Raw genomic sequence first — 24,042 nt, 5'->3', positions numbered from 1 at the left:
AAACGCATGAAACAAAAAGCATTATGGATTAACCAAATTAAGGGGTTATGTATTTGTCTGGTGGTGATTTACCACTCGGTTATTACGTTTTATCCGCACCTTTCCGCCTTCCAGCATCCGTGGTCAGAAACCCTGTCTAAGTGCTGGATTTACTTCAACCTTTACCTTGCGCCTTTTCGCATGCCGGTGTTCTTTTTTATTTCCGGCTACCTGATTCGTCGTTATATCGACGACGTGCCATGGAAAGACGCGGTCGACAAACGCATCTGGAGCATTGCGTATGTGCTCATCCTGTGGGGCGTGTTGCAGTGGGTAGGATTAAGCCACCTTAATGACTGGCTGGCGCCGGAGCGCGATCTCAGTAACTCGTCGAATGCGGCGTATGCCGATAGCTGGCTGGAGTTTTTGCACGGCATGATAACGGCCACCACCAGTCTCTGGTATCTCTACGCGTTAGTGGTCTATTTCACGCTGTGCAAACTGCTAAGCCGCTGGAAAGTGCCGATGCTGGCGCTGATGATTCTGGCGAGCCTGGCGATTAACTACCTGCCGCTGCCGTGGTGGGGCATGAACAGCGTGATACGTAATATGATTTTCTACAGCCTCGGGGCCTGGTACGGTGCCAGCGTGATGGAGTGGGTGAAAACACTCTCCCTGCGCCGCTACGCACTGCCGTTTGTGCTCGCCGTGGTGGTGGCGTTCGGGCTGTGGATGTTCAATATGCCTCTGCCGCTCTGTATGCTGTCGATCGTCGCCATCATGCGTCTGTTCCAGGCGCTGGAAAAACGTTTCCCGCCCAGTGAGAACAGCCTGCTGAATGTGGTGGGATCCAATACGCTGGCGATTTACACCACTCACCGCATCCTGGTGGAAGGCTTTAGCCTGGCGCTGATCAAGCCGCTGAACGCAGGAGCGTGGCCGCCGATGGCAGAACTGGCGCTGCTGCTGGTCTATCCGTTCGCTTCGCTGTTGATCTGTACGCTGGTCGGCCTGATGGTGAAAAAACTCTCTTCCGCGCTGTTTGGCGATCTCTTTTTCACCCCGCCAACGAAGCACCTCTCGACGGTACAGGCGCGCTGATTCGGCGCATCGTATTGGCTAAAACAGCGTAATCACACATAATCCTGGTATTGCGAATCAGTGATATGCCCCCATAACGGGGGTATGTCTTTAGAGAGATCTTCATATCCCCATGCCTGAACAATACCGTTATTCCCTGCCCGTTAAAGCAGGCGACCAGCGCCAGTTTGGCGAACTCACTGGCGCGGCCTGCGCCACCGAAGTGGCAGAAATCATTGAACGTCACACCGGCCCGGTGGTGCTTATCGCCCCGGATATGCAAAACGCATTGCGTTTGCAGGACGAGATTAAGCAATTTACCGATAACCTGGTGATGAATCTTGCCGACTGGGAAACGCTGCCCTACGACAGCTTTTCGCCGCACCAGGAGATAATCTCTTCGCGCCTGTCGACGCTTTATCAACTGCCCGCCATGCAGCGCGGCGTATTGATTGTGCCGGTTAACACCCTGATGCAGCGCGTGTGCCCGCATACCTATCTGCACGGCCACGCGCTGGTGATGAAAAAGGGCCAGCGCCTGTCGCGCGATCAGTTACGCACGCAACTGGATAGCGCCGGTTACCGCCACGTTGACCAGGTGATGGAACATGGCGAGTATGCGACGCGCGGCGCGCTGTTGGATCTCTTCCCGATGGGCAGCACTCAGCCCTTCCGCCTCGACTTTTTCGATGATGAAATCGACAGCTTGCGTCTGTTCGATGCCGATACCCAGCGCACGCTGGAAGAAGTGGAAGCCATCAATCTATTACCAGCGCACGAATTCCCGACGGATAAAACCGCGATTGAACTGTTCCGCAGCCAGTGGCGCGATAAGTTTGAGGTCAAGCGCGACGCAGAGCATATCTACCAGCAGGTGAGTAAAGGCACCCTGCCCGCCGGGATCGAGTACTGGCAACCGCTTTTTTTCAGCGAGCCGCTGCCGCCGCTATTCAGCTATTTCCCGGCGAATACCCTGTTGGTGAATACCGGCAATCTGGAAGCCAGTGCGGAACGTTTTCAGCAGGAAACCCAAGCGCGTTTTGAGAACCGCGGCGTCGATCCGATGCGCCCGCTCCTGCCGCCGCAGGCGCTGTGGCTACGCGTGGACGAACTGTTCAGCGAACTGAAAAAGTGGCCACGCATCCAGTTGAAAACCGAACAGGTGGCGGATAAATCCGGGCAGGTTAACCTGGGTTATCAGAACCTGCCGGATCTGGCAGTGCAGGCGCAGCAAAAATCGCCGCTGGATAACCTGCGCAAATTTATCGAATCCTTTAGCGGGCCGGTGGTGTTCTCTGTTGAGAGTGAAGGCCGTCGCGAAGCGCTGATTGAACTGCTGGCGCGGATTAAAGTTGCACCTAAACGCATCCTGCGACTTGATGACGCCAGCCAGCCGGGGGCGTATCTGATGATTGGCGCGGCGGAACGCGGGTTTATCGATACCCTGCGCAACCGGGCGCTGATTTGTGAAAGCGATCTGCTGGGCGAACGCGTTGCCCGTCGTCGCCAGGACACGCGCCGCACGATCAACCCGGATACGTTGATTCGTAACCTTGCCGAACTGCATGACGGCCAGCCGGTGGTGCACCTGGAGCACGGCGTCGGGCGCTATGCCGGTATGACCACCCTCGAAACAGGCGGCATCACCGCAGAGTATCTGATGCTTGTCTATGCCAATGACGCCAAACTCTATGTGCCGGTCTCGTCGCTGCACCTGATCAGCCGCTATGCCGGCGGTGCGGAAGATAACGCCCCGCTGCATAAACTCGGCAGCGACGCCTGGACGCGCGCGCGGCAAAAAGCGGCGGAGAAAGTGCGCGATGTGGCGGCGGAATTGCTGGATATCTACGCCCAGCGCGCGGCGAAAGCGGGCTTTGCCTTTAAACACGATCGCGAACAGTATCAGCTCTTTTGCGACGGTTTCCCCTTCGAAACCACGCCGGATCAGGCGCAGGCCATTAATGCCGTGCTCAGCGATATGTGCCAGCCGCTGGCAATGGACCGGCTGGTATGCGGCGATGTCGGTTTCGGTAAAACCGAAGTGGCGATGCGCGCCGCTTTCCTCGCCGTGGAAAACAACAAGCAGGTGGCGGTGCTGGTGCCGACTACCCTGCTCGCTCAGCAGCACTTTGATAATTTCCGCGACCGTTTTGCTAACTGGCCGGTGCGCATTGAGATGCTGTCCCGCTTTCGTAGCGCCAAAGAGCAGGCGCAAATTCTGGAACAAGCCGCCGAAGGGAAAATCGACATTCTTATCGGCACCCACAAGCTGCTGCAAAGTGATGTGAAGCTTAAAGACCTGGGCTTGCTGATTGTCGATGAAGAGCACCGTTTCGGTGTGCGCCACAAAGAACGTATTAAAGCGATGCGCGCCGATGTCGATATCCTGACGCTGACCGCCACGCCCATTCCGCGCACATTAAATATGGCAATGAGCGGGATGCGCGATCTGTCGATTATCGCCACGCCACCGGCGCGTCGCCTGGCGGTGAAAACTTTTGTGCGCGAGTACGATAGCCTGGTGGTGCGGGAAGCAATCCTGCGTGAAGTGCTGCGCGGCGGCCAGGTTTATTACCTCTACAACGACGTAGAAAACATCCAGAAAGCGGCAGACAGGCTGGCGGAGCTGGTGCCGGAGGCGCGTATCGCTATTGGTCACGGGCAGATGCGCGAGCGCGAACTGGAGCGGGTGATGAATGATTTCCACCATCAACGCTTCAACGTGCTGGTATGTACCACGATTATTGAAACCGGTATCGATATTCCGACCGCCAATACCATCATTATTGAACGGGCTGACCACTTTGGCCTGGCGCAGCTGCACCAGTTGCGCGGTCGCGTGGGCCGTTCGCATCATCAGGCCTATGCGTGGTTACTGACGCCGCATCCTAAAGCGATGACCACCGACGCGCAAAAACGTCTGGAAGCCATCGCCTCACTGGAAGATTTGGGGGCCGGTTTTGCGCTGGCGACCCACGATCTGGAGATCCGTGGCGCGGGCGAACTGCTCGGGGAAGATCAGAGCGGGCAGATGGAAACCATCGGCTTCTCGCTCTATATGGAGCTGCTGGAGAATGCCGTGGATGCACTGAAAGCCGGGCGTGAACCGTCGCTGGAAGATCTCACCAGTCAGCAAACGGAAGTGGAGCTGCGCATGCCTGCTCTGCTGCCGGAGGATTTTATTCCTGACGTGAATACCCGACTGTCGTTCTATAAACGTATCGCCAGCGCGAAAGATGAAAATGCGCTGGAGGAGATCAAAGTGGAGCTGATTGACCGTTTCGGCCTGCTGCCTGATGCAGCACGTAATCTGCTGGACATCGCGCTTTTACGCCAGCAGGCGCAGAAACTGGGGATCCGTAAGCTGGAGGGCAACGACAAAGGCGGCCTGATCGAGTTTAACGAGAAAAATAACGTTAACCCGGCATGGCTGATTGGGTTATTGCAGAAGCAGCCACAGCATTTCCGTCTTGATGGCCCAACGCGGCTGAAGTTTATACAAGAACTGAACGAGCGTAAGACCCGCATGGAGTGGGTGCGCAGCTTTATGCAGCAGCTTGCCGAAAACGCCGTCGCCTGACGGCGGTTTTTGGCTGTGGTGCGATCGGTTTGCCGGACGGCGACTTACGCCTCATCCGGCCAACATTTCGTGCGGTTTCGCAAAATTTACAAATATTTTGCAATAGGCCAGGTTTTTTCGACGCGTCAGACGATCATAATTCCATCACGCAAGTTAATATTAATAACCTTATTATTTACATGGATTATGATAATGAGAAAAATGTCGCGTTTCGCTCGCTGGATGACGCTTTTTGCCGTCGCCGCCACTGTCGCCCTTACCCTGCCCGCTCGGGCAAATACCTGGCCACTGCCGCCTGCGGGCAGCAAGGTGGTCGGTGAAAACCGTTTTCACCTTGTGCAAAGTGACGGCGGCTCACTGGAAGCCATCGCCAAAAAATACAATGTTGGATTTCTTGCGCTGTTGCAGGCCAACCCTGGCGTGGATCCGTATGTGCCCCGCGCCGGTAGCGTGCTGACTATCCCGCTACAAACCCTGCTGCCAGATGTGCCGCGCAAAGGCATTGTGATTAACCTCGCCGAGCTGCGTCTTTATTACTATCCGCCGGGAAAAAATGAAGTCACCGTCTACCCGATAGGTATCGGCCAACTGGGCGGCGATACGCTGACACCGACGATGGTCACGACCGTCATCAACAAACGCGCAAACCCGACCTGGACGCCAACGGTGAATATCCGTGCGCGCTACAAAGCCCAGGGCATCGATCTGCCTGCGGTGATGCCCGCCGGGCCGGATAACCCGATGGGTCACCATGCTATTCGCCTGGCCGCGTTTGGTGGCGTCTATCTGATACATGGCACGAATGCCGATTTCGGTATCGGGATGCGTGTCAGTTCAGGGTGTATTCGCCTGCGCGATGCTGATATTTCCAGCCTTTTCGCGCAAGTCTCGCCCGGCACGCCAGTTAACATCATCAATACGCCGATAAAAGTCTCCGTCGAGCCGGACGGCGCGCGGCTGGTGGAAATCCATCAACCGCTGTCCAAATCACTTGATGACGATCCGAAAACGCAGCCGATTGTACTGAATGCCGCAATGCAGGCATTTAAAGCGGATGCGCAAAGTAATGCGGAGGTCATGGAGCAGGTTATGGAAGCCCGCTCCGGTATGCCAGTGGAGGTCACCCGTCATACGGAAAACACAGTGCAAACAATGTAACCCGTCTGCAAAAAGGAAAAGGCCCTGCGAATTTCGCGGGGCCTTTTTTATAGCAGTGGCATAACGTTCAGAGGGGTTGGAACTTATTTGTACAGCACCGCAGTCCCGTGCAGTTTGTCATCACCGGTTACAGATGTGATGCGGTAAGAAGAGGCGCCCAGTTGTTCCGCTTTCATCGCGACCTGATTTTCAACAGATGCGAGGTTAGAGCCTGCGCTCACACCCACGGTTGCCAGTTCTTGTTGCCCGGCAGGTGCGGATTGCACCTCAACTGCGGCAAAGCTTGCGAAAGACAGGGTACTCAGTACAGCGGCAGCAAAAAGTGTAGTGATGTTTTTCATGATGATTTTCCTGATGCAGGTGAAAAATGCCGTTAGCGATTAAGTTAACGATCGATAGGGAAATCATAAGTGTGATCAATGTCACCCGTCAATATTTTTTTATAACGATCGTTAATAAAAATAGTAATTTCTTAAATATCATATAGATATGATTTGTTAATATGTGCTATTTCGTGCTGGTCATTCACCGAAATTATTTTTATAATGGTTGCTCAACAAACCAACAAAGATTAAGCGGCGCTATGAGCAATGAAATCATAAGTTGTACTAAAAAAAGCCGTGGCCGACCGAAAGTGTTCGACAGGGAATCGGCGCTCGATAAAGCCATGACGCTGTTCTGGCAGCATGGCTACGAAGCCACATCATTATCCGACCTGGTAGAAGCGACCGGGGCCAAAGCCCCTACGCTGTACGCCGAATTCACCAATAAAGAGGGGTTGTTCCGCGCGGTGCTTGATCGTTATATCGCGCGGTTCGCCAACCAACATGAAGCACTATTGCAGTGTGAGGACAAACCCGTTGAGCGGGCGCTGTTAGATTATTTTTCTGCCGTGGCGAAGTGCTTTACCAGCACAGATACGCCCGCCGGCTGTTTTATGATCAACACCTCCGCGACGCTGGCGGCCTCGTCACACGAGATTGCGAAGACCATTAAATCGCGCCACGCCCGGCAGGAAGAGACCTTGCTTCAGTTCCTCAGCCAGCGTCAGCAAGGCGGGGAAATTCCGTCAGGCGTTGATGTAGAGGCGCTGTCGCAGTTCCTCGGCTGTATTTTGCAGGGCATGTCGATCAGTGCACGTGAAGGTGCAAGCTATGAAAAGTTACTGCAAATTATCCGCACGACCTTGCGTTTGTGGCCCGATCTGATCAAACCCTGAGAAATGAATGAGACGGGCAACCGTCTCATTCCGACTCTATGATAGAGATCGCACAATGTAATAATAGGTAAAATCTATCAGCCATTTTTCCCGCTTTGCTATCCTTAAATGTGATTATTGCTTCGCTAAGCATTCACCGGGGCAATATAAAAACCATAAGCGTCAAGATGACGCATCAGGAATGTTTTTATGCTCTCACTCTACGCGCTGTTTGAACGCTTGTTTTGAGGATGAAGGGTACTTCACTGACTAATCACATGCAGAAGGAAAATGGAAATGATTTTGCTATTACCATTCATCAAAGTGTTAATAGTAATAACATTGTTATTTGGTCTGTGGGTTCTGTTGGGCGGTTCAGTACTGTTCGCGTTTGTCTCTATCCTGATTACCGGATTGCTGGTGGTACGCCAACACGATTTCATTTGACCCGTTAAAAGCCTTGCCGAAATGCGAGGCTTTTTTAATGCAAAAAAAGGCTCCTCAGCCTGAGCGATGAGGAGCCAACATGCAGAGTACTACTTTTTTACGCTTTGTTATTCAAAACGAGCTGACCATTGTTATCCAGCGGAATTTGCGTGCCGGGATCTTTATCCATGCGGATTTTTCCCTGTTGGTCGCCAATTTTGTACGTCACGTCATAGCCGAGCATTTTTTCCGATTTGTCATACACGGTGCTACAGCGTTGCTGGGTTGTGGTGTAGGTGTCCCTCTCCTGCATCCCACCCTGAATCTGGTTACCGGCATAGCCGCCGCCTAACGCGCCGACAACGGTGGCAACATCTTTGCCGCGCCCGCCACCAAACTGGTGACCTAATACCCCACCCGCTACCGCGCCCAGCACGGAGCCGGTAATACGGTTTTCATCCTGCACCGGACGACGATGCGTCACGGTGACGTTGCGGCACGCCTGTCGCGGCGTTTTGACCGTCTCTTTGATGGGCGTTGCTGAAATCACCTGCGCATATTGAGGACCGCGATCGAAGACATTCAGGCTGGCGACTGCGGCAACGCCCAGTGCAGCGGCCACGCCAATACCGATACCCGCTAACATTGATTTATTCACAGGATTCTCTCCCTGGTTGGCTATTGGTAACAATTCTGCAACGCCAGAAGCACGCAAGCCAATCAGAAAGCGCGTAAAAATAGGGGTTCGGGGTAGGAAAATGGAGATATTCAGAGTTATCCGAGCGCATAAAGCGACTCAGGCAGAGGGATATGCTGCTCCCCGCCGTCAAAACGCGCAGGGAGCAGAAAACAGATTAATGCAGTTTCAGACGCGGGCGGATCACGCGGTTAATGCTGCCGACCAGCATCATCAACCCGGTCTTAAAGTAACCGTGCAGCGCGACCTGATGCATACGGTAGAGCGAGATGTAAACGAACCGCGCGATACGCCCTTCGATCATCATTGAGCCGCGCATCAGATTACCCATCAGGCTGCCAACGGTGGAGAAGTTCGACAGCGAGACCAGCGAGCCGTGATCTTTATAAATATACGCTTTCAGCGGCTTGCCTTTGATCTGCGCCACAATATTGTGCAGCGCCAGGCTCGCCATCTGGTGCGCAGCCTGCGCACGCGGTGGCACAAAGCCGCCTTCCGGGCGGGCACACGACGCACAGTCGCCAATCGCGTAAATATCCGCATCACGCGTGGTCTGCAATGTCGGCTCTACCACCAGCTGATTGATACGGTTGGTTTCCAGACCGCCAATATCTTTCATAAAGTCCGGCGCTTTGATGCCTGCCGCCCAGACCATCAGATCGGCTTTGATGTACTCGCCCTCTTTGGTGTGCAGACCGCCTTCGTCGGCGCTGGTGACCATCGTCTGGGTCAACACGCGCACGCCCATTTTGGTCAACTCATTGTGTGCCGCGCCGGAAATACGCGGCGGCAGCGCAGGCAGAATGCGTTCGCCCGCTTCCACCAGCGTCACGTTCAGCGCTTCGTTGGTCAGCCCTTTATAGCCGTAGCTGTGCAGCTGTTTGACCGCGTTATGCAACTCGGCTGAAAGCTCAACGCCCGTTGCCCCGCCGCCGACAATCGCGATATTCACTTTGCCGTTTACGCCAAGGTTAGCGGAGTATTTCAGGAACAGATTAAGCATCTCCTGATGGAAACGACGCGCCTGGTGCGGGTTATCAAGGAAGATACAGTGCTCTTTGACGCCCGGCGTGTTGAAATCGTTGGAGGTGCTGCCCAGCGCCATAACCAGCGTGTCGTACGCCAGCTTGCGTTCCGGGACCAGCAGTTCGCCTTTCTCATCGCGCAGTTCGGCAAGGGTAAGAGTTTTGTTTTCACGGTTAATGTCGATAACGGAACCAAGCTGGAACTGGAAATGATGATTACGCGCGTGCGCCAGGTAGCTCAGGGCGTCCACGCCTTCATCCAGCGAGCCGGTCGCCACTTCATGCAACAACGGTTTCCATAAATGGCTGTGGTTTCTGTCCACCAGCGTGATTTTCGCTTTTTTACCGCGCCCCAGCTTTTTGCCTAACTGGGTTGCCAGTTCCAGACCGCCAGCACCACCGCCTACAATCACAATTTTTCTTAATGGTGTAGTCAACGTGACCCCCTAAAATATTAACCAATTGTTAATTAAAAGTTATAAAAATAGCCTTTAATTAACAATGGTTTACGTACTGGCAACTGCACATTGACCACGAGAATAGCACGAACGGGTCAATGGTCATACCAAAATTGATATGCATCAAGTTTTGCTGCCTGAAAGATGAGCAAGTGTAGTTGTACCGCCGAAAAATGCCTGGCAAGTGACATAAAAAAACAAGGGAGTCCCGGCAGGTAAACCCCTGCCGGAGAGAGAATTAACCGAGGGTTTTAAAGGCCTTGATGCGCTGGAGATGCGGCGAGATGTTCTTGAATTTATGGGATTGTTCTTCATCCCAGATGATTTCGTAATAGTGATGCAGTTCTTCCGACGCGCGCTGGTTATCGAGCGTTTCATCGTTACGTGACAAAATCACCAGGCAGCGATCGCGATTTTTCTCGCGGAAGTTGGCCACGCATTTGGTGGCGATATCTTCGTACTCTTCTGGCCGGTCAATTTTCCCTTCCATATTTTCATACGGGAAAAGATTGGGATTAAGGATCACCTGACGAATATCGCAGAGAAAACCGATGCGCTCCGCCCAGTAACCGCCCAGACCGACGCCACAAATCAGCGGGCGTTCATCGACGTTGAGTTGCAGCATTTTGTCCACTTCTTTCAGCAGATGCTGCATATCATGTTTCGGGTGCCGCGTGCTGTAACTGATGAGCCGCACATCCGGGTCGATAAACTGTAGCTGCAACACTTTTTCGTGGTTGCCAGGGCTGTTTGAGTCAAAACCGTGTAAATAGATAATCATTGTATCCTCACCACTTCGACGCCGTGTCCACAGGGTTAATGGGCGGATTTTTGCTCCTGCCAGCGTTCGTGCAACTGCTCCAGCTCTTTACTGACAGCCTTCCAGCGCGCCGAACTCATCAACTCCTGACGAGAATATGAACCTTTATGATACAATTGTGTAACACGCGATGCATTGATCGGCGACAGGTTATCCAACACACTTGTTGCGCCTTTACGATTATTACAGACCAGGATCATATCGCAACCGGCATCCAGTGAAGCCTGCCCGCGCTCGGCATAGCTGCCCATAATGGCCGCGCCTTCCATCGACAAATCATCAGAAAAAATCACGCCCTCAAAACCCAGCTCTTCGCGCAGCACGGTTTTTAGCCACCACGGCGAACCGCTTGCCGGACGCGGGTCTGCATCGGTGTAGATCACATGAGCGGGCATGATGGCGTCGAGTTTGTTTTGATCAATAAGCGAGCGAAAAACGGACATGTCTTTTGCGCGGATCTCGTCGAGCGGGCGCGGATCGCGCGGCGTCTCTTTGTGGGAATCGGCCGTGACCGCGCCGTGGCCGGGAAAATGTTTGCCGGTGGTTTTCATCCCGGCGCTGTGCATACCGTCAATAAAGCGCGTCGCCATTGTTAATGCTTTTTGCGGATCGGCATGGTAAGAGCGCTCACCAATGGCTGCGCTAATATGGCCGACGTCCAGCACTGGCGCGAAGCTGATATCAATATCCATAGCGATCATTTCGCTCGCCATTAACCAGCCCGCGTCCTGCGCCAGGCGGCCGCCCTCTTCCAGCCCGTGCAGCGCGGCGAAAGATTGCGCCGCAGGCAGCCGGGTAAAGCCTTCGCGAAAACGCTGTACGCGCCCGCCTTCCTGATCGACTGCTACCACCAGGCGGTGATGCGACGCGCTACGGATCTGGCGCACCAGTTCACGCAACTGCTCGGGATCGTGATAATTCCGGGTAAAGAGGATCAAGCCGCCGACCAGCGGATGCGCCAGAATCTCGCGCTCTTCCGCCTCCAGTTCGTACCCTTCTACATCCAACATGACTGGGCCCACACTCACCTCACTTAACCTTCAGACTGTAGCTGACGCCATATTTCATTCGCCAGCGTAATAAATTGTTGATCGCCCGTCTGCTGCCAGCGGCACTCGTACCAGCCGGCCATCAGCATCAGCACCCAGGGCCGCCAGCGGCGAACCTGCCGCCATAATTGTGCCGGAGAGATAGCCGCTTGCTGCGCATAGTGAATGACGATTTCTTGCCGCTGATGCTCATTTTCTGCCCAGACAGAGGCCAGCTCCAGCGCGACATCGCCGTCGCCCGCATATTCCCAGTCAATCAGCCGCAGCCCGGACGCACCATGCACAATATTGCCCGCGTGGACATCCATATGTAGCGGCGCGAGCCGCAACGGCACGGGTTCGCCCAGACGGCGCAGACGTTTTAACTGCCGCAGCCAGAACGGTGTACGCCGCGCGGGCGCGCTAGTCTGCCAGTAACCGTCGAGCAAAGGCAACAGCGTTATACGCCAGCCGAAAAGCGCCTGGCGGTGCAAATCATACAGCAACGCCGCCAGCGCGTCGGCCTGCGGCAGCGCGGTTTTGATCTCGCCGGGTAAATAGTCGACAGCCATCCAGCCGCCGGTATAGAAACGCGGCTGCGGCGCGAGGCGCGCAGGCAACCGGCGAAGTAAACGGTACTGGCGCAGAATCGGCGACGAGGTGGCCTGATGTTGCTTACGCAACACCAGCATCCGTTGCCCGTCGCTTATAAGACAACTCCCGCCGCTTAGCCCGGCCTTCTGGCTGGCGGCAGGCGCGTAGTGCGGAAAGAAGCGTGACAGGATCGCATCACGCGTGGGTTTATTGTTGCTGAACTGCACCTTTACCCGACCAGATAATCTCGCCGGTCTGCACCAGCATTAATTGCATTTGCAGCGTCGGTGCGCTGGCGTTGCCGGTGGCGTTGGAGTACAGCACATATTGCGCGCCAACATTGCGGGCGATGCCGATGGCTTTGCTGCGGGTACCCAGGCTGTCCTGGGGAGAAAGACCCAGTTGCTGCTTGGCGACCGCCAGTTGCTGCGCAGTAATCAGCGTAAATTTGCCATTGTTCGCCAGCGCATTGCGCAGCACATCCGTTGCTTCGCTGGTGTTAATGGAACCATTGGTGCGGTTGTTTACGCTGTCGACCAGCAGAACGCTGCCCGCATTCGCGCCGCTGGCCTGCAACATTTTGCCCACCATCGGCTGCACTGCGCCGTTCCAGTCATAATGACGTTCGCGTGGCGCAGGCTGACCGGTTTGATCCTGATGCTCAATCGGCCCTGGCTGTTGCGGCAGCGTAGGAACGGAAGGCACTGTCGGCACCGGTTGTTGCGGCGGTTGCGGCTGCGTTGGTTGTGCAGTGCCGCCGCCAGCTTGTTCGACCGGAGCCGGTTGTTGATCGGTAATACAGCCGGCGAGTAGCATGGCAAGTGTAGTCAGTAACGCGTAGCGTCCAATTGTTTTAATCAAGTGTCACCTCTTACAGATAGAGATAAAGTCTGACGCTGTGGGCACCCAGATAGTTGGCGCTGCCATACAGCGTTACGCCGGAATTACCCGGCACCGTCACGCTGCGCGGCTCTTCCAGAGGATGCATTTCCAGACCTCTGGCGTCATACCAGTAAAAACGATAGTGCAAAGTGACAGGCTGTTGTCGTTCGTTAAACAGCCGTGAGGACGCGGAAGGCTGGAGCTCCTGGCGATTTAGCGTCGGCGGCTGCGCAATAATGCCCGCCGCCAGAATGCTGGACTCCATCACTAACGTTTGATTGCTGGCAACCGGAATCGCCGGGCGCGAACCGCACCCTGCTAGCGCAAACGCCGCCAGTAATAAAGCGACACGCCCTCTTATCATCTCAAAGACCTTTATGAGCCAGCATTGGCCCCAGCGCGCGCCCGCCAAGCAGGTGCATATGGATATGGTAAACCTCCTGACCCCCATGGCGATTACAGTTCATGATCAAACGGTAACCGTCTTCGGCAATGCCTTCGTCACGGGCGATTTTCGCCGCAACGGTCAACATACGACCCAGCGTCTGTTCATGCGCCTCGGTAACGTCATTGACGGTGGGGATAAGAAGGTTCGGCACGATCAGTACGTGGGTTGGTGCCTGAGGAGAGATATCACGAAAAGCGGTAACCAGTTCGTCCTGATAGACGATATCCGCGGGAATTTCGCGGCGGATGATTTTGCTGAAAATAGTTTCTTCGGCCATGACGTTTTCCTTTTCTAAGCGCGGGACAGCCCGCAGCCGTCGTCAATTATGTGCCCTAGAGTATGATCGAGATTCTCTTGTTGTTTCAACTATAACGCTGTTTTTCTTTCGCCTTTCAGGATTCGGCAATGTCCGAATCGCCCACCCGTGAGCACCGCTGACATGAAATAGCATTTCATAGATGAATATTACATCTGTTTACATCAATGGAGTGAATGAGTATATTTCGCATTTGCATTTCCATGCGCACTAACAACAAAACAAATGTTGCTTGTTCCCGCCACGACAACGTATCGCTGGCGGGTTATCCCTCTCACACACCATTAAGGGTTTATCATGTCTTTCACGGAAAATGCCCAGGACGGAGCGCGCACCTTTGCCGCCGCCCCTTCCCTGCTTGCTGTCTGCATTGCGTTCGCGTTAGCGCCCGCGGCCAGCGTCGCTGCAACCACGGGTACGGAAGAAACGGTTATTGTTGAAGGCTCCAGTACTGCCGATACCAGCTCGCTCACCGAACAGGATTACAACACGCAGACCACCGCGGCGGGCACCAAAATGACGATGGTGCAGCGCGATATTCCACAGTCCATCAGCATCACTACGCAGCAGCGCATGAAAGATCAGCGGCTGGAAACCCTGGGCGATGTGCTGAAAAACACCACTGGCGTGTTTGAAAGCGCGGCTGATTCCGATCGCAGCACCTACTATTCCCGCGGCTTTATGATTGATAACTATATGGTCGATGGTATTCCGACCATTTTTGAATCCCGCTGGAACCTGGGTGATGCGCTGTCTGACACCGCCATGTATGAGCGTATTGAAGTGGTGCGCGGCGCAACCGGGTTGATGACCGGTTCAGGTAACCCCTCCGCTTCCGTGAATATGGTGCGTAAACATGCCGATAGCCGTGAGTTCAAATCGAACGTTTCGGCGGAATATGGTAGCTGGAACAAGCAGCGTTACGTGGCGGATGTCTCTTCCCCGCTGACGGAGAATGGCAATATTCGTGGCCGGGTGGTCGCAGGCTACCAGCACAACGATAGCTGGCTCGATCGCTACAGCCAGGAGAAGAAGTTCTTTTATGGCGTGCTGGATGTGGATCTGACCGAATCGACGGCGTTCTCTGTCGGTTATGACTATCAGGAAACCGATGTCGACAGCCCGACCTGGGGCGGTTTGCCGCGCTGGTATACCGACGGCACCAAAACCAATCCGAGCCGCAGTGACAGCACCGCGCCGGACTGGGCCTATAACAATAAAATCTCTAAACGGACTTTCGCCACCCTCAAGCAGGATCTGGGCAGCGACTGGCTGCTGACGGTTAACGGCACCCACACGGAAATGCAGCTCGACAGTAAAGCGCTGTATGTCGATGGCACGGTCGACAAAACCACCGGTCTGGTGGTCAGTCCGTATGGCGCGTCTTATCCCTATGTTGGCGGAACAGGTTATAACACCGGCGTGCGTAAAGTGGATGCGCTGGATACTTTTGCCAATGGCTCATATGAACTGTTTGGTCGCCAGCATGAGCTGATGATCGGCGGCAATCTGAGCAAGCAAAATAACCGTTACTTCAGTTCGTGGGAAAACATCCTTGATACCGCGCTGGGCAATTACGACGATTTCAATGGCAACTTCCCGGAAACCCAATGGGCTCCGCTGAGCCTCGCTCAGGAAGATACGGTGCGCCAGCAGTCTGCCTATATGGCAACGCGCATTTCGCTTGCCGATCCGCTGCATCTGATCGTGGGCGCGCGCTACACCAAGTACAAGCTCGATACGCTGACGCAGACGATGGAGAAGAATAACACCTCGCCTTACGCTGGTCTGGTGTATGACATCAACGATACCTGGTCAACATACGCCAGCTATACCTCCATCTTCAAACCGCAGGCTTACCGTGACGCTGAAGGTAAGTATCTCTCGCCGGTCACCGGTAAAAACTACGAGCTGGGCGTGAAATCCGACTGGATGAACAGCCGCCTGACGGCATCACTCGCCGTGTTCCGTATTGAGCAGGATAATCTCGGTCAGACGACCGGAGGTGTTGTTCCTGGCTCCAACGGTGAAAGCGCCTATGAAGCGGTTGATGGCGCGGTAAGCAAAGGGGTTGAGCTGGAGATTAACGGGGCGCTGACCGACAACTGGCAGATGACCTTCGGCGCAACGCGCTACGTCGCGGAAGATAAAGATGGCAACGCGGTAAACCCGAACCTGCCGCGCACCTCGGTGAAAATGTTCACCAGCTATCGCCTGCCGATGCTCCAGGAGCTGACTGTCGGTGGCGGCGTGAACTGGCAGAACACCACCTGGGCGAATGTCAGCACCGCAAACGGCAATTTCCGCTCCGAGCAGGGTAGCTTCGCGCTGGTGGATCTGTTTGCCCGCTATCACGTCACCAAACAGCTCTCCGTGCAGGCGAACATCGATAACCTGTTCGATAAGAAATATGACACTAACGTCGACAGCCGGACGTATGTTTTCGGCGAGCCGCGTAACTTCTCAGTCAGCGCGAATTACAGCTTCTGACAGAATAAAAAAGGGAGCCATCAGGCTCCCTCAGTCTCCCCAGACTATGGCTTAGTTGTTGCGGATGTATTCATCCATTTCGGTTTTCAGGTTATCGGATTTAGTCCCGAAAATTGCCTGAACACCAGAACCTGCAACAACCACACCCGCAGCGCCCAGTTTCTTCAGGCCAGCCTGATCCACTTTCGCTACGTCAGCCACGCTGACACGCAGACGCGTGATGCACGCATCCAGGTTGGTGATGTTCTCTTTACCGCCGAATGCAGAAACCAGAGCCGGAGCCATTTCGCCGGTCGCGCCAGCTTTGTTCTCTTCGGTGGCGTCTTCACGACCCGGTGTTTTCAGATCCAGCGCTTTAATCAGCACGCGGAACACGGTGTAGTAAATCACCGCGTAGCCTGCACCGATAAGCGGGAACAGCCACAGTTTGCTGCTGTTGCCGCTCAGCACGATAAAGTCGATCAGACCGTGAGAGAACGACGTACCGTCACGCATACCCAGCAGGATACAGATCGGGAAGGCCAGACCGGCCAGAATCGCGTGGATAATGTACAGGATCGGCGCAACGAACATGAAGGAGAACTCGATCGGCTCGGTAATACCGGTCAGGAACGAGGTCAGCGCTGCGGAGATCATGATACCGCCCACTTTGGCGCGGTTTTCCGGTTTAGCAGAGTGCCAGATAGCAATCGCGGCAGCCGGCAGACCGTACATTTTGAACAGGAAGCCGCCAGAGAGTTTACCTGCAGTCGGGTCGCCTGCCATGTAACGCGGGATGTCGCCGTGGAACACCTGACCGGCAGCGTTGGTGAATTCACCAATCTGCATCTGGAAAGGTACGTTCCAGATGTGGTGCAGACCAAACGGCACCAGGCAGCGCTCAATGAAGCCGTAGATACCAAATGCCACAACCGGGTTCTGGTAAGCAGCCCACTGAGAGAAGGTCTGGATAGCAGTACCGATCGGCGGCCAAATGAAGGAGAGGATCACGCCCGTGAAAATCGCCGCCAGACCAGAAATAATGGGGACGAAGCGCTTACCAGCGAAGAAGCCCAGATACTCAGGCAGCTTGATACGGTAGAAGCGGTTGAACATATACGCTGCGATCGCACCAGAGATGATCCCGCCCAGAACACCGGTATCCGCCAGGTGTTTCGCCGCGATTTCTTCCGCAGGTAAATTCAGAACCAGAGGCGCAACCACAGCCATGGTTTTCACCATAATGCCGTAGGCTACAACGGCAGCCAGCGCGGAAACGCCGTCATTATTGGTGAAGCCAAGGGCAACACCGATAGCGAAGATCAGTGGCATGTTGGCGAAAACGGAACCGCCCGCTTCGGCCATAACGTGGGAAACCACTTCTGGCAGCCAGCTGAAGTTTGCCGAACCGACGCCGAGCAGGATACCTGCGATAGGCAGTACGGAAACTGGCAGCATCAGCGATTTACCGACCTTCTGCAGGTTAGCAAATGCATTCTTGAACATAATTGAGAGTGCTCCTGAGTATTAGTGCTTTTTTCTACGCTTTCGCGCATTGGCGCGGGGGGAGAACCGCGCCGTGGGAAGGGCATCTAAGTGCCCTTTATTTATTACACAGAGTAAAATAAATCGGTTCAGGTTTGTTTGACCACTGTCACGTTTCAGCCAGCATCAACCATAAAACTAACAATGCCTTACAATTGCCGCTCTATTTCGGACAAAAAATAACCGTCACCGCCCGTTTTATGGCGGTGAACTTTACTCTGATCGGTTATTAATTACGAGTACTAAAATAAGATGTGATGTCAGGCGGATTGCAAGCGGGACGGCGCGATATGGAACAAGCGGGCAAAGTTTTGCGTGGTTTGCAGCGCAAGCTCATCAAGGGATACACCTTTCAGAACGGCCATGTATTCCGCCACATCGCGCGTCATGGCAGGCTGGTTTTCTTTACCGCGATGCGGCACCGGTGCGAGATACGGCGAGTCAGTTTCCACCAGCAGGCGATCCAGCGGCACATAACGCGCCGCATCGCGCAACTGATCGGCGTTACGGAAGGTCACAATCCCGGAAAAGGAGATATAAAAGCCCATATCAAGTAGCTTACCCGCCGTTTCACGATCTTCGGTAAAGCAGTGCAGCACGCCACCACAGTCTGCCACTTTCTCGTCTTGCAAAATCGATAGCGTATCGGCGCGCGCCTCGCGGGTATGCACAATAACAGGCTTGTTCAGTTCGCGGCCAATGCGGATATGGTTGCGGAAAGACGCCTGCTGGCGCGCTTTGGTTTCCGGCGTGTAGAAATAGTCCAGACCGGTTTCGCCCATTGCTACAACGCCCTCTTCCGCCGCCAGCTGGCGCAGGGTTTCGACGTCATACTCTTCGTCCTGGTTCAATGGATGCACGCCGCAGGAAAAAACCACATTATCGCGCTCGCCCACTAACTCCCGCATTGAACGGTAGCCCGGAAGCGTAGTTGCTACCGCCAGACAAAATTTCACATCGCGCGCGGCGGCTTTTGCCAGCACATCATCGACGTCTTTATGCAAAGACTGGTAGTCCAGGCCATCAAGATGGCAGTGCGAGTCGACTAAAAACATAATGTCTCTCTTATAGATGGGATACGGGAAGCGTTGCGCCAGGTTGCAGGTAACGTTCCACATTTAATAATAGATCGGTAAGCAGCAGCTCGCGGTTAACGCCAACCACGCTGAGCAGTTGCTCACGGCAGGTAAATACTGCATGCAGAAGTGCATGTAAGGTTTCGCTTCGCAGTTGTTGTGCGAGGTTTTGCACCAGCGCCCAGGAATCCACATTACTGAGCAGGGTCGCGCCTTGCTGGATTTTCAATGCATCCAGAAACAGCGACGAGAGCCATTGCAAACGTTCGGCCACGTTGTCGTGATTCAACGCGGGTAACAGGGCAAACCAGTCACCGCTGGTGAGCGCAGCACCGGTTGCCTGGCACAACGCCTGGCGCTGCGTCCAGTGATTGTCCTGCAATAACGCTTGCGCCGCGCCCGGCGAACCCGCCGATAAACGCAACGCTGTTAATATCGCTTCTTGTGACGTTGTCACCTCACGTGATAGCCAGTTACTCGCGTAATTTTCTGCGGGCGGCGCAAGATGATGTAAACGACAACGGCTGCGCAGCGTCGCCAGTAAGCGCGCGGGTTCCCGGCAGGCAAGGAAGAACCAGGTTTGTGCGGGTGGCTCTTCCAGCGTTTTCAGCAAGGCGTTAGCCGCCGCATCGGTCAGCAGCGCGGCGTCCGGGATACACACCACTTTCGCCCCGCCGAGCCGCGCATGTTCGTAAAGCTTTTCGCTCACTTCACGCACAGCATCGATACCGAGCGTGGATTTGCCCTTTTCGGGTGCCAGAAGATAGTAATCAGGATGCGTACTGGCCTGCATCAACTCGCAGCCGCGGCAGTGACCGCAGCTTTTATGGCCTTGCGGGGTCTGGCACAGCAAAAAGCGGCTGATAGCATAGATCAGCGCATCATCGCCCATTCCCGGCAACGCGTGGATCAGTAACGCGTGGTGCCCGCGTCCACTCTGATAACTGGCGACCAGTTGCTCAAAGTCCGGTCGCAGCCACGGATACCATTTCATGCGCCCTGCTCCTGCACCCAGGCGGTGACAGTCTGGCGAATAGCGGCAATCACGCTTTCCAGCGGCTGGGTGGCATCAATAGTGCAAATGGTGGGGTCCTGCGCCGCCAGCTCAAGATAGCGGGCGCGAGTACGGTTGAAGAAATCCAGCGACTCTTGCTCAATGCGATCCAACTCGCCGCGCGCGCGCGCGCGTTTCAGACCCACTTCGGGTGTTACATCAAGATAGAGCGTTAAATCCGGGCGAAAATCACCAAGCACGGCGTCGCGCAAGGTCGCCAGCATGGTGCGATCGATGCCGCGCCCGCCGCCCTGATACGCCTGGGTGGAGAGATCGTGGCGATCGCCAATCACCCAGCAACCGCGAGACAGCGCGGGCTTAATCACCGTTTCCACCAGTTGCACGCGGGCTGCGTAAAACATCAGCACTTCGGCTTTGTCGGAGATAACTTCATCGCCAACGGCGCGGATATCCAGCACCAGGCTGCGCAGTTTTTCCGCCAGCAGCGTGCCGCCCGGCTCACGGGTGAACACCATCTCACCGACGCCAAGCGCTTTAAGCGTCTCAACGATGACATCACGCGCCGTGGTTTTCCCCGCGCCTTCCAGCCCTTCAATGACGATGTATTTACTGCCCATTTTTTTCCTTAAGTACTCTCAGATATTCCTGCACTGACCGGTTATGGCTGGCGAGATTGGTGTTAAACCTGTGTCCGCCTTTGCCATCGGCCACAAAATAGAGATATGGCGTTTTTGCCGGGTGTGCTGCCGCTTTCAGCGAGGCCTCACCTGGCGTGGCGATTGGCCCTGGCGGCAAGCCGCTAATCACATAGGTGTTATAGTCGGTCGGTTTTTCCAGATCCGCGCGCGACAGCTTACCATTATATTGCGCCCCCATCCCGTAGATAACCGTCGGATCCGTTTGTAGCCGCATCCCGACCCGCAGCCGGTTGATAAATACCGATGCGACCTGGTCGCGCTCGCTGGCGACAGCCGTCTCTTTTTCGACAATCGACGCCATCGTCACCAGTTGGTTTTGATCTTTGTAGGGCAACCCTTCAGCACGTCCTTCCCAGGCGCGGGCAACGGCCTGCACCATTTTTTGATGGGCGCGTTTGAGTAACGCCACATCCGTAGTATTGGCGGTGTACATCCAGGTATCCGGCCAGAACCATCCTTCGCCCCACCCGGGATGTTCCATTTTCAGCGCCTGCGCTACCGTCACATAGTCGTCATCTTTCAACGTGTGTTTGATATACGGTGCGTCGCGAAGTTGTTTCAGGTAATCGCTTAAACGCATTCCTTCGACCATGCGTAGCGGGAACTGTGCCTCTTTGCCACTCTCCAGTAGTTGCAGCATTTCACGCACGGACATTTTTGGTGTGAAGCGGTAGGTGCCCGCTTTGAAATGCGAGAGCTCCGGCTCCAGGCGCAATAACCACTGAAACACGCGCGGGCGATTGATAACTTTATCGCGATACAGCAACTCACCCAACGCCGTACGGCCTGTGCCAGCCGGCAGGGTAAAAATGGTCTCGTCTTTTATCAGGATCGGGCTATCGGCCAACTGGCGAACTTTCCAGGCGCCTGCGCCAGCCGCAATGACCAACACGGCCAGTATGAGAAGTACAACGCGTAGCATTTTTTTCATGACTAATTTATGTGCTCACAAAGGGGGGCTAAAAAATGGTACAAATCACGCGCAACCCAGTGCCGTTCCGCCCACTGACGGACGGGAACGACCGGCATCAACGCATTACAAATTATCACTTCATCTGCCTGTTTGAGCGCCTCTGGCGGCGCATTCACTTCGACAACAGTAAAACCGGAAGATGCCAACTGGCGCAGGCAATATTGCCGCATGATGCCATCGACACCGGCCTGATCAAGCCGCGGCGTGAATACGTCTTTGCCTCGTCGCCAGAAAATATTAGCGGCACAACATTCGGTTACCCAGCCGTCGCTGTCCAGCACCAGCGCTTCATCGGCGGATGTTTGCTCCAGCCCGGTGCGGATTAATACCTGCTCCAGACGGTTTAAATGTTTAATGCCCGCCAACGCGGGATTGCGGCCCAGCCGGATATCGCTCAGGGCCAGGGTGACACCCTCTTGCTGCCAACGCGCGTAATGCGCGGGTTTTGCCGCCACGGAGACAATTCGCGTTGGAACAGCACAATTTGCCGCACTGTAACCCCTTCCGCCTGCCCCACGTGAAATGATCGCTTTAACGACGCCATCTTCTCGCCCTTGAGCAAGCGCCGCCATCTCTTGCGCCAGCGGCTGCCAGTCGGAAAAAGGGATTAGCAAGCGTTCGCAAGCAAGACGCAGGCGTTCAAGATGTGCAGAGGCAAACTGGATTTGCCCGTCAATAATGCGTGCGGTGGTGAAACAGCCATCGCCAAATTGCGTCGCCCGGTCATTGACCGCAAGCCATTGCTGCTCTGTGCCATTTATCAAGAACATAGCGACTCCTTATACGTGGCCTGACAGTTTGGCAGGATGAAAAGCCGGGAACAAGGGGGATAAAACTGAATAGAAAAGGCCCGCAAGCGGGCCTTTGTGCAGCAGAATGATCAGACTTTTTTGAAGATCAACGAGCCGTTGGTACCACCGAAGCCGAAGGAGTTACACAGAGCGTACTCCATACCGCTGACCTGGCGTGCTTCGTGCGGCACAAAGTCCAGATCGCAACCTTCATCCGGGTTATCCAGGTTGATGGTTGGCGGCACGGCCTGATCGCGCAGCGCAAGAATGGAGAAGATTGACTCTACCGCACCCGCCGCGCCTAACAGGTGGCCGGTCATTGATTTGGTCGAACTGACCATTACGCTGTGAGCAGCTTCACCGAAGACGGATTTCACCGCCTGCGCTTCCGCTTTATCACCTGCCGGTGTGGAAGTGCCGTGTGCGTTAACGTAGCCGATCTGACCCGGCTCAATACCCGCGTCCCGCAGGGCGTGGACCATTGCCCTTGCTGCACCTGCACCATTTTCCGGCGGAGACGTCATATGGTAGGCATCGCTGCTCATACCAAAGCCGACGATCTCAGCGTAGATTTTCGCGCCGCGTTTCTTCGCGTGCTCATACTCTTCGAGCATGATGATGCCTGCACCGTCGCCGAGAACAAAGCCGTCACGATCTTTGTCCCACGGACGGCTTGCGGCCTGCGGATTATCGTTACGTGTGGAAAGGGCGCGCGCTGCGCCAAATCCACCCACACCGAGCGGGGTGCTGGCTTTTTCTGCACCGCCAGCCAGCATTGCGTCTGCATCGCCATAGGCAATGATACGTGCCGCGTGACCGATGTTATGCACGCCGGATGTACAGGCAGTGGCAATCGAAATGCTGGGGCCTTGCAGACCAAACATGATGGTCAGATGACCGGCGACCATGTTCACGATGGTTGATGGTACAAAGAACGGACTGATTTTACGCGGCCCACCCTTTACGAGGGAGCTGTGGTTTTCTTCGATCAGGCCGAGACCACCGATGCCAGAACCAATCGCCGCGCCGATTCGGGGGGCGTTTTCCTCTGTGACTTCGAGGCCGGAATCCTGCATGGCCTGAATGCCAGCAACAATTCCATATTGAATGAAATCATCCATCTTGCGCTGTTCTTTGCGCGAGATGAAATCTTCACAATTAAAATCCTTTACTAAGCCAGCAAATTTAGTTGCATAGGCGCTAGTATCGAAATGGTCGATCAGGCTGATGCCACTCTGACCGGCAAGGAGAGCTTTCCAGGTAGACTCTACGGTATTGCCGACAGGAGACAACATGCCAAGTCCGGTCACAACTACACGACGCTTAGACACGTTTGTCCTCCAGGGAGGGATAAAAAAAGAAAGTCGTGGGATGTCTTAGATAAAACTCAGGCGGTCGAGTGACCGCCTGGAGATGTTCACTTACGCCTGGTGACCGTTGATGTAATCAATGGCTGCCTGAACGGTGGTGATTTTCTCAGCTTCTTCGTCCGGAATCTCAGTATCAAACTCTTCTTCCAGAGCCATTACCAGCTCAACGGTGTCAAGAGAATCAGCGCCCAGGTCTTCAACGAAGGAAGCATTGTTGGTAACTTCTTCCTGCTTAACGCCCAGCTGTTCGCCGATAATTTTCTTAACGCGTTCTTCGATAGTGCTCATACTCTTAAATTTCCTATCAAAACTCGCTTTCGCGATGGTTTTCGTAGTGTATAAAATGTTGAAAAATTTGCAACTAAATCCCGGCAGTTCGTACCACGATTTTACGCTATTTTGAGGCTTTTCACCCC

The 24,042-nt window shown here is 54.7% G+C and carries 22 protein-coding genes; 5 read left to right on the top strand and 17 right to left on the bottom strand.

All coding sequences use genetic code 11. The features are described 5' to 3' along the window. Nucleotides 1-6: 6 nt before the first annotated feature. The 3 genes from Q5705_00395 (at nucleotide 7) to Q5705_00385 (ending at nucleotide 5,797) form a co-directional block, all read left to right on the top strand. A complete protein-coding gene (locus Q5705_00395) occupies nucleotides 7-1,080 on the top strand; it encodes an acyltransferase family protein (GenBank protein WLI77064.1) in 1,074 nt (357 codons plus the stop codon). Between the two features lie 112 nt (nucleotides 1,081-1,192). Then, nucleotides 1,193-4,639 (top strand): transcription-repair coupling factor, encoded by a 3,447-nt coding sequence (gene mfd, locus Q5705_00390; protein WLI77063.1) that lies wholly within the window; start codon nucleotides 1,193-1,195, stop codon nucleotides 4,637-4,639. A 192-nt stretch (nucleotides 4,640-4,831) separates the two neighbouring features. Further along, complete coding sequence (locus Q5705_00385; GenBank protein ID WLI77062.1) at nucleotides 4,832-5,797, top strand: L,D-transpeptidase family protein; 966 nt, start codon at nucleotides 4,832-4,834, stop codon at nucleotides 5,795-5,797. Nucleotides 5,798-5,880: 83 nt separating this feature from the next. On the opposite strand, the gene Q5705_00380 is transcribed toward Q5705_00385, so the two are convergent. Then, entirely contained in the window at nucleotides 5,881-6,138 is a 258-nt protein-coding gene (locus Q5705_00380) for a DUF1471 domain-containing protein (protein WLI77061.1), read from the bottom strand. A 242-nt stretch (nucleotides 6,139-6,380) separates the two neighbouring features. Between Q5705_00380 and Q5705_00375 the strand changes: the two genes are divergently transcribed. Beyond that, the gene (locus Q5705_00375; GenBank protein WLI77060.1) at nucleotides 6,381-7,016 is read left to right on the top strand and encodes a TetR/AcrR family transcriptional regulator; all 636 of its coding nucleotides are present in this window, start codon (nucleotides 6,381-6,383) and stop codon (nucleotides 7,014-7,016) included. Nucleotides 7,017-7,539: 523 nt separating this feature from the next. Here the strand turns inward: Q5705_00375 and Q5705_00370 are convergent. The 8 genes from Q5705_00370 to hinT form a co-directional block, all read right to left on the bottom strand. After that, complete coding sequence (locus Q5705_00370; protein ID WLI77059.1) at nucleotides 7,540-8,079, bottom strand: glycine zipper 2TM domain-containing protein; 540 nt, start codon at nucleotides 8,077-8,079, stop codon at nucleotides 7,540-7,542. 196 nt (nucleotides 8,080-8,275) lie between these two features. Beyond that, entirely contained in the window at nucleotides 8,276-9,580 is a 1,305-nt protein-coding gene (locus Q5705_00365) for an NAD(P)/FAD-dependent oxidoreductase (protein ID WLI77058.1), read from the bottom strand. Nucleotides 9,581-9,839: 259 nt separating this feature from the next. Next, nucleotides 9,840-10,382, bottom strand: a complete 543-nt coding sequence (gene ycfP, locus Q5705_00360) for an alpha/beta hydrolase YcfP (protein ID WLI77057.1) — start codon at nucleotides 10,380-10,382, stop codon at nucleotides 9,840-9,842. A 35-nt stretch (nucleotides 10,383-10,417) separates the two neighbouring features. Further along, nucleotides 10,418-11,443, bottom strand: a complete 1,026-nt coding sequence (gene nagZ / locus Q5705_00355; protein ID WLI79078.1) for a beta-N-acetylhexosaminidase — start codon at nucleotides 11,441-11,443, stop codon at nucleotides 10,418-10,420. 11 nt (nucleotides 11,444-11,454) lie between these two features. Further along, nucleotides 11,455-12,270 (bottom strand): thiamine kinase, encoded by an 816-nt coding sequence (gene thiK / locus Q5705_00350; protein ID WLI77056.1) that lies wholly within the window; start codon nucleotides 12,268-12,270, stop codon nucleotides 11,455-11,457. Then, on the bottom strand, nucleotides 12,251-12,904 hold the full coding sequence (gene lpoB / locus Q5705_00345; GenBank protein WLI77055.1) for a penicillin-binding protein activator LpoB: 654 nt from the start codon (nucleotides 12,902-12,904) through the stop codon (nucleotides 12,251-12,253). The genes thiK and lpoB overlap by 20 nt, the downstream gene beginning before the upstream one ends. A 10-nt stretch (nucleotides 12,905-12,914) precedes the next feature. Then, nucleotides 12,915-13,289, bottom strand: a complete 375-nt coding sequence (locus Q5705_00340) for a YcfL family protein (GenBank protein ID WLI77054.1) — start codon at nucleotides 13,287-13,289, stop codon at nucleotides 12,915-12,917. Between the two features lies 1 nt (nucleotide 13,290). Then, entirely contained in the window at nucleotides 13,291-13,650 is a 360-nt protein-coding gene (gene hinT / locus Q5705_00335; GenBank protein WLI77053.1) for a purine nucleoside phosphoramidase, read from the bottom strand. Nucleotides 13,651-13,986: 336 nt separating this feature from the next. Between hinT and fhuE the strand changes: the two genes are divergently transcribed. Next, complete coding sequence (gene fhuE / locus Q5705_00330; protein ID WLI77052.1) at nucleotides 13,987-16,179, top strand: ferric-rhodotorulic acid/ferric-coprogen receptor FhuE; 2,193 nt, start codon at nucleotides 13,987-13,989, stop codon at nucleotides 16,177-16,179. A 51-nt stretch (nucleotides 16,180-16,230) separates the two neighbouring features. Here the strand turns inward: fhuE and ptsG are convergent, their stop codons facing one another. The 8 genes from ptsG to acpP all read right to left on the bottom strand — a co-directional run bounded on the left by ptsG (nucleotide 16,231) and on the right by acpP (nucleotide 23,914). Then, nucleotides 16,231-17,664: a PTS glucose transporter subunit IIBC gene (ptsG, locus tag Q5705_00325; protein ID WLI77051.1), complete on the bottom strand. Its 1,434-nt coding sequence runs from the start codon at nucleotides 17,662-17,664 to the stop codon at nucleotides 16,231-16,233. Nucleotides 17,665-17,963: 299 nt separating this feature from the next. Then, a complete protein-coding gene (locus Q5705_00320) occupies nucleotides 17,964-18,758 on the bottom strand; it encodes a metal-dependent hydrolase (GenBank protein ID WLI77050.1) in 795 nt (264 codons plus the stop codon). Nucleotides 18,759-18,768: 10 nt separating this feature from the next. Then, on the bottom strand, nucleotides 18,769-19,773 hold the full coding sequence (gene holB, locus Q5705_00315; protein ID WLI77049.1) for a DNA polymerase III subunit delta': 1,005 nt from the start codon (nucleotides 19,771-19,773) through the stop codon (nucleotides 18,769-18,771). Next, a complete protein-coding gene (gene tmk / locus Q5705_00310; GenBank protein ID WLI77048.1) occupies nucleotides 19,770-20,411 on the bottom strand; it encodes a dTMP kinase in 642 nt (213 codons plus the stop codon). Before tmk ends, holB begins: the two co-directional genes overlap by 4 nt. Then, entirely contained in the window at nucleotides 20,401-21,423 is a 1,023-nt protein-coding gene (gene yceG, locus Q5705_00305) for a cell division protein YceG (GenBank protein ID WLI77047.1), read from the bottom strand. Before yceG ends, tmk begins: the two co-directional genes overlap by 11 nt. Before the next feature lie 2 nt (nucleotides 21,424-21,425). Beyond that, nucleotides 21,426-22,235: an aminodeoxychorismate lyase gene (gene pabC / locus Q5705_00300; protein WLI77046.1), complete on the bottom strand. Its 810-nt coding sequence runs from the start codon at nucleotides 22,233-22,235 to the stop codon at nucleotides 21,426-21,428. A gap of 110 nt (nucleotides 22,236-22,345) precedes the next feature. Then, complete coding sequence (gene fabF / locus Q5705_00295) at nucleotides 22,346-23,587, bottom strand: beta-ketoacyl-ACP synthase II (protein WLI77045.1); 1,242 nt, start codon at nucleotides 23,585-23,587, stop codon at nucleotides 22,346-22,348. 90 nt (nucleotides 23,588-23,677) lie between these two features. After that, the gene (gene acpP / locus Q5705_00290; GenBank protein ID WLI77044.1) at nucleotides 23,678-23,914 is read right to left on the bottom strand and encodes an acyl carrier protein; all 237 of its coding nucleotides are present in this window, start codon (nucleotides 23,912-23,914) and stop codon (nucleotides 23,678-23,680) included. Nucleotides 23,915-24,042 lie beyond the last annotated feature (128 nt).

The organism is Kosakonia sp. H02, assembly GCA_030704225.1.
Classification (GTDB): Bacteria; Pseudomonadota; Gammaproteobacteria; order Enterobacterales; family Enterobacteriaceae; genus Kosakonia.
This window is presented reverse-complemented; position numbering and strand designations above follow the sequence as displayed.